The following is an 11,629-nucleotide window of genomic DNA, read 5'->3' on the forward strand; positions in this document are numbered from 1 at the left end:
GGGCCCTCGCCGCGACCGCCGCCCTGGCTCTGCTGGCGCTCGTCGGCGCCTGCTCGGTCGGCAGCGAGTCGGACTCGGCCTCCTCCACCGCCGGCGGCACGGCCGACTTCGCCCTCCCGGAGTCGGCACCCGTCGGCGCTCCCGAGGAGGCGGACGCCGGTGGCCGGGCCGCGGCCGACGGCTCGAGCGTGACCACGACCAGCAAGCAGGTCACACCCGGCGAGTCGCGCTCGGTGATCCGCACCGGCAACGTCGCCCTGCGCTCCGGCGACGTGCCTGCCGCGCGCTTCGACGTCGGCAAGGTGCTGGCTGCGCACGGCGGAGAGGTCGCCCAGGAAAGCACCCGGGCCGACGCGGACGGCGACGCCGAGTGGGTGCAGCTCACGCTCCGCGTGCCCGTCGCGAAGTTCGACTCCGCGATGACCGCCCTCCAGGAGGTGGCCGACCTCATCGACGTCTCGACCAGCACCGAGGACGTGACCACCGAGGTGATCGACACCGACGTCCGCGTCGCGCTCCAGCGGCGCAGCATCGAGCGGATCAGCGTGCTCCTCGACAATGCCGCCGACCTGGGCGACATCGTCAGCATCGAGAGCGAGCTGTCGCGACGCGAGGCCGACCTCGGCTCGCTGGAGAAGCGCCAGGCGTTCCTCGCCGACCAGACCTCGATGGCCACCATCACCGTGTCGATCGAGCCGCTGCGCGAGGACGAGGAGCCGCCCGCGGACGACGACCGCGACGGCTTCCTGGCCGGTCTCGACGCCGGGTGGAACGCCCTGAAGGACGTCACCACCGGGCTCCTCACCGTCGGCGGCGCCGTGCTGCCCTTCGCGCTCGTGGCCCTCGCGTTCGCCGTCCCCGGCCGACTGCTCGCGCGTCGCTACCTGAAGCGGACGCCGGCCGCCGCACCGCCGCCCCCGGCCACCGCCTGACTGCTCGAGGATCGGTGCCACCAGGTGACACCGATCCTCGAGTGGTCGGCGCACAGCTCGGTTGTCCACAGGCCCGGCTCGCACCGGTGGCGGCGCGACGCCTCCGCCCGCACGATCAACGCGTGCTCCCGTACGACGCTCGCGCCCTGGCCGACCTGCTCCTGTGGCAGGAGGGCGTGGTCTCGCGCCGCCAGCTCCTCGACCTCGGCGCCCGGCCCCACGACGTACGGCGCCTGCTGCGACGGCGAGACCTCAACGTGGTGTGGCCAGGCACCTACGTCGACCACACCGGTCCACTCACCCAGGACCAACGGGCGTGGGCCGCGGTGCTGCACTTCGCACCGGCCGCGCTGTGCCTCGACTCGGCGCTCCCCCGCCCGGACCCGCGCAAGCCCATCCACGTGGCCGTCGCGCTCGACCGCAGCGTGCGACCGGTCGAGGGTGTGCGGGTGCACCGAATGGCTCACCTCGATCTCCGCAGGCACCCGACCGCGCTCCCGCCGCGCGTGCGGGTCGAGCACGCAGCCATCGACGTGGCCCTGGCCCAGCGAGACACCGCGGGCACGTTCCGGGTGCTCGCTGACGTCTGCCAGACGCGACAGACCACGGCGCCGCTCATCGCCGCAGCACTTCGCGACCGCCCGCAGGTCCCCCACCGCGGCCTGCTGCTCGAGCTGCTCGACGACCTCGAGGCCGGAGCCTGCTCCGTGCTCGAGCGGGAGTACCTCCGCCTCGAGCGCGTCCACGGCCTCCCGACCGCCCATCGGCAGCGACGCGACACTCTCCGCGGACGCGCCTACTACCGCGACGTGCCCTACGACGACTTCGCCCTCGACGTCGAGCTCGACGGGCGCGCCTTCCACGACACGGCGGGCGCTCGCGCGGCTGACCTCGAGCGCGACCTGGACACCGTCGTCGACCAGGCGACGTTGACGGTGCGACTCGGCTACGCCCAGGTGTTCACCCACGGCTGCCGCACCATCGCCAAGGTCGCGACGCTGCTCCAGAAGCGCGGCTGGGCCGAGGACCCCGTGAGCTGTCCCGACTGCTCGCGGAATGGTGCCACCAGGTGACACCGATCCTCGAGTGGTCGGGTCAATCGAGCGGGTAGCTCTGCACGAACTCCGTCAGCCGTGCGAGCTGGTCGGGGTCGGTGGAGGGGATGACGCCGTGGCCGAGGTTGAAGATGTGGCCCTTGGCGGCGCGGCCGGCCTCGATGACCTCGGCGGCCCGCGCGGTCATCACGTCGGTGGGGGCGAAGACCAGGGTCGGGTCGAGGTTGCCCTGGACGACGCGGTCGCCGACGAGCGGGATCGCCGAGGCGAGCGGGGTGCGCCAGTCGACGCCGACCACGTCAGCGCCCGCCTCCCCCATCAGGCCGAGCAGGTTGGTGGTGCCGACGCCGAAGTGGATGCGCGGGACACCGAGCGAGCCGACCTGCTCGAGGACGCGCGCGGAGTGCGGCATCACGTGCTGCTGGTAGTCGGCGGGCGTCAGGGCACCGGCCCACGAGTCGAAGAGCTGCACGGCCGAGGCACCGGCCGCGACCTGCACCTCGAGGTACGACGCCGCGATGCCGGCGATCTTGCGCATGAGCGCGTCCCAGACGTCGGGGGCGCCGAACATCATCGCCTTGGTCTTCGCGTGCTCCTTCGAGGGACCGCCCTCGACGAGGTAGGAGGCGACCGTGAAGGGCGCGCCCGCGAACCCGATCAGCGGGGTGCCACCGAGGCCGTCGACGAGACGCCGCACGGACTCGGTGATGAAGCCGACGTGCTCGGGCGTCAGGTCGGGGATCGCCTCGACGTCGGCCAGGGTCTCGACCGGCGAGGCGACGACCGGACCGATCCCGGGCTTGATGTCCAGGTCGACCCCGACCGCCTTGAGCGGGAGCACGATGTCGGAGAAGAAGATGGCGGCGTCGACGCCGTAGCGGCGCACCGGCTGCATGGTGATCTCCACCACGAGGTCGGGCTCCATGCACGACTCGAGCATGCCGATGCCCTCGCGCAGCTTGAGGTACTCAGGCAGGGAACGGCCCGCCTGGCGCATGAACCACACCGGCGTGTGGGGCACGGGCTCACCGCGCGCAGCCTTGAGGAACGCGCTCTGGTCGGGTGTCGAGATGTCGGCCACGAGGGCAAGCCTCTCAGGTCGCCCGGCGTGTTCGCATGTCGGATCCGGCGCCCCGACCTACTGTGAGGGCATGGTCGTGCGTCATGAAGTGAGCCCGGGCCCCGGCTCCGTGCCCACGGAGTTCCGCGAGGCCGTGGCCGAGATGCGTCTGGCGACCCTCCGACCGGAGGTCTTCTGCGAGGAGATGCCGGCTCCGCAGCGCATCGCTCCCTTCGCCGCCGCCCTGTCCGCCGACGTCACCGTCGACGACACCGACATCGGCACCGGGCGCATCATCCTGCTCCACGACCCGGCCGGCAACGACGCGTGGGAGGGCACCTTCCGGTGCGTCGCCTACGTCCGCTGCGAGATCGAGGTCGACCTCGTCACCGACCCGTTGCTCTCCCACGTGGGCTGGACCTGGCTCACCGAGGCCCTCGACGCGCATGGCGCCGACTACCTCGCGGAGTCCGGGACCGTGACCCGGGTGGCCACCGAGAGCTTCGGCGGGATGGCGGAGGAGTCCGGCACCGCCCAGATCGAAATCCGTGCCTCGTGGACACCGCGTCCCGGGCCGATCGGTCTACCCATTGCACCGCACGTCGAGGCCTGGGGCGAGCTGCTCTGCACCGCCGCCGGCCTCGAGCCCGTTCCCGAGGGAGTCGCCCTGATGCCGAGCAGGCGCGGGCAGCGAGGCACCCACGGATGACTTCAGGAGACATCGTCGACACCGAGCCCGACCAACCAGCCGAACCAGCAGAGTCCGACCAACCAGCAGCACCGGTCGAGCTCGCCGAGCTGCTCACCCTGGCGGACGGACTGCCCGAGGTCACCGAGACCGAGGAGGGCCTTGCCGAGGTCTGTCGTCAGCTCGCTGCGGGCACCGGCCCCGTCGCCATCGACGCCGAGCGCGCGTCGGGCTACCGCTACTCCAACCGCGCCTACCTGATCCAGCTGCGGCGCAACGGCAGCACCACCGCCCTGATCGACCCGATCGCCTTCGACTCCCTGGCCCCGCTCCAGGAGGTGCTCGCCGGCACCGAGTGGATCCTGCACGCCGCCACGCAGGACCTGCCCTGCCTCGACGAGATCGGCCTGCACCCCGACGCCCTCTTCGACACCGAGCTCGCCGGGCGACTGCTCGGCTATCCCCGGGTCGGCCTCGCCACCCTGGTGGAGACGCTGCTCGGCTTCCGGATGAAGAAGGAGCACTCCGCGGCCGACTGGTCGACGCGCCCGCTGCCGAAGGCCTGGCTCGAGTACGCCGCCCTCGACGTCGAGGTGCTCGCCGAGCTGCGTGACCGGCTCGCCGAGGAGCTCGAGGAGACCGGCAAGGCCGAGTGGGCCCGCCAGGAGTTCGACCACCTGCGTGGCTTCCAGGCCCCGGTGCGCCAGGAGGCCTGGCGCCGTACGTCGGGTGTGCACCGCGTGCGTGGACGACGGGCCCTCGGCTCGGTCCGGGCGCTGTGGGAGACGCGCGACGAGATCGCAGCCCAGCGCGACGTGACCCCGGGGCGCATCGTCCCCGACGCCGCGCTCGTCGCGGCGGCGGTGGCCCAGCCCGAAGATCGCAACGCGCTCCTGGGCACCAAGGGCTTCCACGGCCGTGGAGCCGAGCGCTACGCCTCGCGCTGGATGGAGGCGCTGTCCGCGGCCGCCGCCCTCGACGAGGACGACCTCCCGGCACGCTCACCTCGCGGTGACGGACCGCCGGTGCCGCGCGCCTGGGCCGAGAAGGACCCCGTGGCCGGACGGCGACTGGCGTGGGCCCGCGAGGCGATGACCCAGCTCTCCGAGCAGCACCAGGTGCCGCAGGAGAACCTCCTCACCCCCGACACCATGCGCCGAGTCCTGTGGACTCCCCCGGAGACCCGCGACGTCGGCGACCTCCTCGACCAGGTGGTCGACCGGCTCACCGACCTCGGCGCCCGGGCGTGGCAGGTCGCCCTGACGGCGCCGCTCATCACGACCGCGATCCTCGAGGCCGAGCGCGAGCCCGAGCCCGTCGAGCCTCAGGAGGTCGAGGGCACAGACGACTCAGCGGGCTCCGGCGACCCCGGAAGCTCCGTGAAGTCGGACAGCTCGGAGTCCTCCGGCTCGTAGGTCGGGTCCAGCACGGTCCGCGAGGTCGCATCGATCAGGTTGGTGGCGACCTCGATGTCGGGCGGGAGCGTCATCGAGAAGAGCTGCTCGACCAGTCCGCCGACGGCGCTCTGCAGCGCAGGATCGTTGGTGGCGAGCGGCAGCAGCTCCATCGCGTCGACGCTGGCGTTGAAGGCTCCGGCGTGCTCGGGCTGGCGGCCGGGCTGGAGGAACTCCACCGAGCGCGCGACCGAGGTGTTGGCCGGCACCGTGTAGCCGGCCTCGGCGACGGGCTCGAAGCCCTCGGCCGAGACCAGGTGCACCAGGAAGTCGGCCGAGCGCTGGACCCACTCACCGGGAGCGATGCAGATGCCGGTCACGTCGCCGGTGGTGGCGGTGCGGCCCACGCGCGGCATCGGCATCACGTCGAAGTCGAGGTCGGGCACCTTGCGCAGGCCGGGGGTGAGCGAGCGTTCGCCCTGCAGCATCGCGAGCCGTCCGCGCTCGAACCACTCCTGCGGGGTGGCCTTGCGCAGCTGGGTGTCGGTGAGGGTCACCAGCGGGTTGCGGGCCAGGGCCAGCAGCGTCGCCAGGGTCTCCTGGTTCTCGCCGCTGCTGAGGTCCAGCGAGGTCGGCTCGACGTCATCGTCGAAGAGGGAGCCGCCGCCGGAGTAGAGGTAGGGAGCGATCGAGGCGAGGGTCGGCTCGATCGTCAGGCCGCGCGACTTCGCACGCTTGTGGGTGCCGAACTCCGCGGCGGCGGAGAACTCCTCGAAGTCCCAGCCACCCATCTCGTCCTCGGGCGTCGGCATCCCGCGCAACCGCATCACGTCGAAGTCGATGAGGTCGGTGTTGAGATACATCACCGTCGGTGAGACGCCGTACGGCATGCACTGCAGGTCGTTGCCGCGCGAGAGCGCCTCGATGGTGTCGAGGGGGTAGTTGTCGCCATAGCTGAGGTTGCGGTCCTCGAGGAGCGAGAACAGCGGCACGTTGCGGCCCTCGTCGACGACGTCGGAGAGCTGGTCACGTCGCACCTGGTAGATGTCGGGGTCGGCGGTGCCGGTCTCGATGGCGCGCATCATCGCCTCGCTCGTCGCCCAGCTCTGCAGCGTGACCTCGACCGTGGTGGCGCGGGCGTTGTAGTCGTCGACGACGACCTGGTAGGCCTCGAGCTCGGCCTCGACACCGAAGACGCCATAGGTGAGCTCGGCCCGCTCGACGGGCGGAGCGGTGGGGCTCGGCGAGGCGGACGGCGTCGTGGTCGGGCCGCCCATCTGCGACTCGGTCGTGCAGGCGGCCAGGCTCAACGAGGCCACGCAGGCCAGCGAGATCAGTGGGGCGCTCAGGGAGCTGCCGGGGCGGCGCAACATCGGTGCCTCTCGGGCTCGGTGGCGGTCGTGCCGGGGAGGGGTCCCGACGGGATCAGCCTACCGAGCGGAGTCGAGCACGCCGGACTGGGAGCGCCTCACGGCGCGTGGCCGCTCGTAGCGGCTTATTGTGGGACCCGGGGCTGCCGCAGCCCGACGTGCTCGACCTGTCCCACTGTAGTCGCTGAGGCCCTCAAGCCAAGCGTGCTTCGCGCTCCAGCTCCGAGGCCGCCCCGAGCTGTTCGGCCAGCAGCAGCATGCGTCGCACCTCGACGTCGGTCGGCTCGGCCAGCAGGGCCCGACCGGTGGCCACCACCCGTGCGAAAGCACAGGCCCGCAGCAGGACGTCGGCGTAGTCACGGGTGGCGATGCCCAGCAGCACCTGGTCGATCATCGCGCGCAGCTCGTCGGGGCCGGGCGGGTCGGCGACCCCCGCGACCACGTTGGCGACCTCGGCTCGCGCGCGGCCGGCGTCGTACTCGCGAGCGACCCGTACCGGGTCGGCGTGCACCCACGTGCGCAGGAGGTAGAGCCGCCACAGGCTCCCGGCCAGCGAGTCGGCCGGCGAGCCTGCCCAGACCTCGGCGATCGTCTCGATGCCCTCGGTGTCGGCGAGGTGGAGCAGCCGCTCGGCGACCTCTCCGTCGGCGCTGTCGCGCGCTCCGCGCACGAACAGCACGGCGGCGCGGTCGGCGGCCTCGCTCACCAGCGCCGGGTCGGAGCCGCCCTCGAACTCGTCGAAGTAGTCGGCCCAGCGGGCCAACGGCTTGTGGTGGGGACGCTCGGACATTCCTCGACCCTACGCGCCGACCGCAGGGCCCCTAGGAGTCGAGGGCCTTGCGGATCCGCTTGTCGCTGACGGGTCCGTCGGTGCCGAGCTGCTGCGCCCACAGCGACACCCGGAACTCCTCCAGCATCCAGCGCACACGCCGCAGCGCCTCCCCCGGAGGGCGTCCCTCGGGCAACGCCTCCACCCGGTGCAGGTAGGCCTCCTGCAGCTGCGCGACCTGGTCGTGGAGCAGTCGGTCACGGTGCATCGCTCCCCCGCCCTCGTCGAGCTTGGCGCGACGCGTCTCCATCGCACGCAGGTAGACCGGGAACCGGCGCAGCCGGGCCGCGCCCGCCGCGGAGATGAAGCCGGGGTCGACCAGGCGCGCGAGCTGCGCCTTCATGTCGGTCAGCGCCGGCAGCTGGGCCATCTCGGCGCGACCGGCCAACGCCTTGTCGGCCGATCGCCAGTGCTCGAGCACCCGCAGGACGTCGGCCAGCGTGGCGCGGACGGCGGCCTCGTGGTCGCGGGCGGCCTCGGCGACGAGGGCGTCGAAGGCCGCCTGGTCGCGCACCTCCTCGCGGGTGTCGACGAGGTCGGCCAGCACCGCCGCACGGCAGTCGGCGAGCACCTCGGCGGCCCCGGCGTACGGCGTCGCCACGAGCGCCAGCTTGTCGCGGGTCGACAGCCCGCCGTCGCGCTCGTCACGCGACTCCAGGCGCGGGTCGGGCACCGCCAGGAGGAGCAGGCGTCGTACGCCGAGCCGGTGACGGGCGGCTGCCTCCTCCTCGGACCCGACCACCACGAGACCCACGGTGCTGCCCTCGTCGACGAGAGCGGGGTGGGCGGTCACCTCGTGGCCCGCGCGTCGCTGGGTGATCGAGGTCGGCAGGTCACCGAAGACCCACGACGTCTCACCGGTGCGAGTCAGCCCGGAGCCGTCGGCGACCTCCGCGAGCGCCTGCGCGAACTGCGGGCGCAGCGGCGCCTTGAGCGCCTCGAGGTCCTTGCCGCGCGCCTGCTCGGTGCCGGTGTCGTCGACGACGCGGTAGGTCGGGCGCAGGTGCTCGGCGATCTTGGACCAGTCCCAGGCGTCGCGCGGCACGACGACGCCGGTGGTGGCGCGACACCAACGCTCGAGCGCGTCGAGCAGGGGCTCCTCCCCCGCCGGCGTCGCGGCGAGGAAGTCACGAGCGCGGTCGGGCGCCGGGACGAGCGAGACCCGCAGCGGCTTGGGCAGGCTGCGGATCAGGGCGGTGACCAGCTCGAGCCGCAGACCAGGGACGTTCCAGGAGAAGTCGTCGTCGCCGACCTGGTTGAGGGTGGCGACCGGGACGTCGATGGTGAGGCCGTCGTCGGCCGAGCCCGGCTCGAAGTGATAGCTGATCGGGAAGGTCAGCCCCTCGCTCCCCTTGCCGCCGCCCTGCCAGGTGATCGGGTAGTCGGTCTCGGCCACCGGGTCGGCGCTGTCGTGGGTGAGCATGTCGAGGTCGAAGGTCAGCAGGTCGGGCTGCTCGTGGCGCACCTTCTTCCACCAGGTGTCGAAGTGCGCGCCACTGACGACCTCGGCGCCCACGCGGGCGTCGTAGAAGTCGAAGAGTGTGTGCTCGTCGACGACGATGTCGCGCCGGCGGGCCCGGTGCTCGAGCTCGGCGGCCTCGTCGAGCAGGGCGCGGTTCTGGGTGAAGAACTTCTGCCGCGTCGACCACTCGCCGTACACCAGGGCGTGGCGGATGAAGAGCTCGCGGCTGAAGGCGCGATCGACCTTGCCGAAGGAGATGAGGCGGTCGGCGACCAGCGGCACGCCGTACAGCAGGACGCGCTCGTGGGCCATCACCGAGGCACGCTTTTTCGACCAGTGCGGCTCGGAGTAGGTGCGCTTGACCAGGTGGGCGCCGATCGTCTCGGCCCACTCGGGCTTGATCGCGGCGTTCTGGCGGGCGAAGAGCCGGCTGGTCTCGACGAGCTCGCCGGCCATCACGAACGCGGGGGGCTGCTTGGCCAGGCCGCTGCCGGGGAAGATCGCGAACTTGGTGCCGCGCGCGCCGAGGTACTCACGCATGGGACGGCGACCTGCGCCGCGCTGCTCCTTCTCGCGTTCCTCGAGGAGGCCGACGTGGCTGAGGAGTCCGCTCAGGAGCGCCTGGTGGATGCCGTCGGCATCGGGCAGGTCGGCCGGTCGACCGACTTCGAGTTTCATTTCCTTGCACACCTGGCGCAGCTGCGACTCGAAGTCCTGCCACTCACGCACCCGCAGGTAGTTGAGGTACTCGCGCTTGCACATCCGACGGAACGCGCTGCTGCTGAGCTCGCGCTGCTGCTCCTTGAGGTAGCGCCACAGGTTGAGCCAGCTGAGGAAGTCGGAGCCCTCCTCCTTGAACCGCGCGTGCTGCTGGTCGGCCTGGGGGCGCTGCTCGGCCGGACGCTCGCGCGGGTCCTGCAGCGACAGCGCCGCGGCGATCACGATCACCTCACGCGTGCACCCGAGCCGCTCCGCCTCGAGGATCATCCGCGCCAGGCGGGGGTCCATCGGCAGCCGCGCGAGACGCCGTCCGACGTTCGTGAGCTGGGGGCCGTCCTGCGGCTTCTGCGGCTTCTTGTTGCGACCGCCCCGGCGAGACGGTCCCTGACCTTTCGCACGCTCCCGCGGCGCGTCACCGTGCGAGACGTCAGGGGCTGTCGCGGAGGTGACGGCCCCGAGCTCCTCCAGCAGCTGGACGCCGGCCTGCACGTTGCGCTTGTCGGGGGGCTCGACGAACGGGAAGCGAGCCATGTCGCCGAGACGCAGCGAGGCCATCTGGAGGATCACCGAGGCGAGGTTGGTGCGCAGGATCTCGGGGTCGGTGAACTCGGGTCGACCCTCGAAGTCCTCCTCGGCGTAGAGACGGATGGCGATGCCGGCCGCGACGCGACCGCAGCGCCCCGAGCGCTGGTTGGCCGAGGCCTGGCTGATCGGCTCGATCGGGAGACGCTGCACCTTCGTGCGCACCGAGTAGCGCGAGATGCGCGCGACGCCGGTGTCGACGACGTACCGGATGCCGGGCACGGTCAGCGAGGTCTCGGCGACGTTGGTGGCCAGCACGACGCGACGCCCCACCCCGGCCGGGCGCGGGGAGAACACGCGGTGCTGCTCGGCGGAGGAGAGCCGCGAGTAGAGCGGGACGACCTCGGTGCCCCGCGGCCCCTCGGCGAGGTGCGCGAGGGCGTCGGCGGTGTCGCGGATCTCGCGCTCGCCGGGCAGGAACACCAGGACGTCGCCCGGCCCCTCGGCCGAGAGCTCCTTGACGGCCTCGACGATCGCCTCGGTCTGGTCGCGGGTGACGGTCTCGCCGTCCTCGTCGTCCTCGGCGAGGTCGATGAGGGGGCGGTAGCGCACCTCCACCGGGAAGGTGCGGCCGGAGACCTCGATGATCGGCGCGGGCGTGCCGGCGGCATCGGCGAAGTGCTCGGCGAAGCGGTCGACGTCGATGGTCGCGGAGGTGACGATCACCTTGAGGTCGGGCCGGCGTGGCAGGAGACGCTTGAGGTAGCCGAGGAGGAAGTCGATGTTGAGGCTGCGCTCGTGGGCCTCGTCGATGATGATCGTGTCGTACTTCGTCAGGTCGCGGTCGCGCTGCAGCTCGGCGAGCAGAATGCCGTCGGTCATCAACTTGACGCGGCTCGAGCGGGTCGTGCGGTCGGTGAAGCGCACCTGGTAGCCGACGATGCTGTCGGGCTCGCCGATCGCGGTGCCGAGCTCGTCGGCGATCCGCTCGGCGACCGAGCGGGCGGCGATCCGGCGGGGCTGGGTGTGGCCGATGAGGCCGCCGGTGCGCGAGCCCTCGGGGCGCAGGCCACGGCCCAGCTCGAGGCAGATCTTGGGCAGCTGGGTCGTCTTGCCCGACCCGGTCTCCCCCGCGACGATCACGACCTGGTGGTCACGGATGGCCTCGGCGATGTCGTCGCGTCGTTGGCTGACCGGGAGGTCGGGCGGGTAGGTGATCGCGAGAGGGGCAGCAGACATGACGTGGCCATTCTGCCGGTCGCGTCGAAGGGGTTTCCTCGGGCCTTGCGCTAGAACACGTTCTAGTTGACGATCGGGGGCGTGACCCAGCCCTGGTACGACGTCCTCGTGGTCGGTTCGGGCGGCGGCGCCCTCACCGGAGCAGCCCTCGCAGCGAAGGCCGGCCTGTCGGTCGCCGTGGTGGAGAAGACCGAGCTCCTCGGCGGCACCTCCGCCTACTCCGGCGGCGCCTGCTGGCTCCCGGGCAGCCAGGTGCAGCAGCGCGCCGGCCTGCCCGACTCCACCGACGGCGCGCGGGCCTACCTCGCCGCCATCCTCGAGTCCGCAGACGACCCCGCCGTCGCAGCGCGGGTGGAGG

9 protein-coding genes are annotated in these 11,629 nt (G+C 72.1%); 5 read left to right on the forward strand and 4 right to left on the reverse strand.

Features of this window, described 5'->3' with window-relative positions; translation table 11 throughout:
* Together VOI19_RS05315 and VOI19_RS05320 are read left to right on the forward strand one after the other, a co-directional pair.
* Positions 1–932: DUF4349 domain-containing protein (locus VOI19_RS05315; RefSeq protein WP_323791916.1), on the forward strand; the 932-nt coding region annotated here is incomplete at its 5' end.
* Positions 933–1,054: 122 nt separating this feature from the next.
* Complete coding sequence (locus VOI19_RS05320) at positions 1,055–2,005, forward strand: hypothetical protein (protein WP_323791917.1); 951 nt, start codon at positions 1,055–1,057, stop codon at positions 2,003–2,005.
* A gap of 22 nt (positions 2,006–2,027) precedes the next feature.
* On the opposite strand, the gene hemE is transcribed toward VOI19_RS05320, so the two are convergent.
* Entirely contained in the window at positions 2,028–2,984 is a 957-nt protein-coding gene (gene hemE, locus VOI19_RS05325; protein WP_416366332.1) for a uroporphyrinogen decarboxylase, read from the reverse strand.
* A gap of 154 nt (positions 2,985–3,138) precedes the next feature.
* Here hemE and VOI19_RS05330 point away from each other — a divergent pair, with 154 nt between their 5' ends.
* Positions 3,139–3,756, forward strand: a complete 618-nt coding sequence (locus tag VOI19_RS05330; RefSeq protein ID WP_323791918.1) for a DUF3000 domain-containing protein — start codon at positions 3,139–3,141, stop codon at positions 3,754–3,756.
* Positions 3,753–5,150: a ribonuclease D gene (locus tag VOI19_RS05335; protein ID WP_323791919.1), complete on the forward strand. Its 1,398-nt coding sequence runs from the start codon at positions 3,753–3,755 to the stop codon at positions 5,148–5,150. The genes VOI19_RS05330 and VOI19_RS05335 overlap by 4 nt, the downstream gene beginning before the upstream one ends.
* On the opposite strand, the gene VOI19_RS05340 is transcribed toward VOI19_RS05335, so the two are convergent.
* From VOI19_RS05340 to hrpA, 3 genes are all read right to left on the reverse strand, one after another.
* Positions 5,060–6,502 carry an ABC transporter substrate-binding protein gene (locus VOI19_RS05340; protein WP_323791920.1) on the reverse strand — a complete coding sequence of 481 codons (1,443 nt, stop codon included), beginning with the start codon at positions 6,500–6,502 and terminating at the stop codon, positions 5,060–5,062. The genes VOI19_RS05335 and VOI19_RS05340 overlap by 91 nt on opposite strands.
* A gap of 190 nt (positions 6,503–6,692) precedes the next feature.
* Positions 6,693–7,289, reverse strand: coding sequence for a hypothetical protein (locus VOI19_RS05345; RefSeq protein ID WP_323791921.1), 597 nt, complete (start codon positions 7,287–7,289; stop codon positions 6,693–6,695).
* A gap of 31 nt (positions 7,290–7,320) precedes the next feature.
* Entirely contained in the window at positions 7,321–11,271 is a 3,951-nt protein-coding gene (gene hrpA, locus VOI19_RS05350; RefSeq protein WP_323791922.1) for an ATP-dependent RNA helicase HrpA, read from the reverse strand.
* Between the two features lie 81 nt (positions 11,272–11,352).
* On the opposite strand from hrpA, the gene VOI19_RS05355 reads away from it, so the two are divergent.
* Positions 11,353–11,629: FAD-binding protein (locus VOI19_RS05355; protein WP_323791923.1), on the forward strand; the 277-nt coding region annotated here is incomplete at its 3' end.

The organism is Nocardioides sp. (assembly GCF_034670285.1).
Lineage (GTDB): Bacteria > Actinomycetota > Actinomycetes > Propionibacteriales > Nocardioidaceae > Nocardioides.

Coding starts and splice junctions, on each gene's coding strand:
- hemE (WP_416366332.1), bottom strand. CDS start 2,984: ATGCGCCAGGCGGGCCGTTCCCTGCCTGAGTACCTCAAGCTGCGCGAG.
- VOI19_RS05330 (WP_323791918.1), top strand. CDS start 3,139: ATGGTCGTGCGTCATGAAGTGAGCCCGGGCCCCGGCTCCGTGCCCACG.
- VOI19_RS05335 (WP_323791919.1), top strand. CDS start 3,753: ATGACTTCAGGAGACATCGTCGACACCGAGCCCGACCAACCAGCCGAA.
- VOI19_RS05340 (WP_323791920.1), bottom strand. CDS start 6,502: ATGTTGCGCCGCCCCGGCAGCTCCCTGAGCGCCCCACTGATCTCGCTG.
- VOI19_RS05345 (WP_323791921.1), bottom strand. CDS start 7,289: ATGTCCGAGCGTCCCCACCACAAGCCGTTGGCCCGCTGGGCCGACTAC.
- hrpA (WP_323791922.1), bottom strand. CDS start 11,271: ATGTCTGCTGCCCCTCTCGCGATCACCTACCCGCCCGACCTCCCGGTC.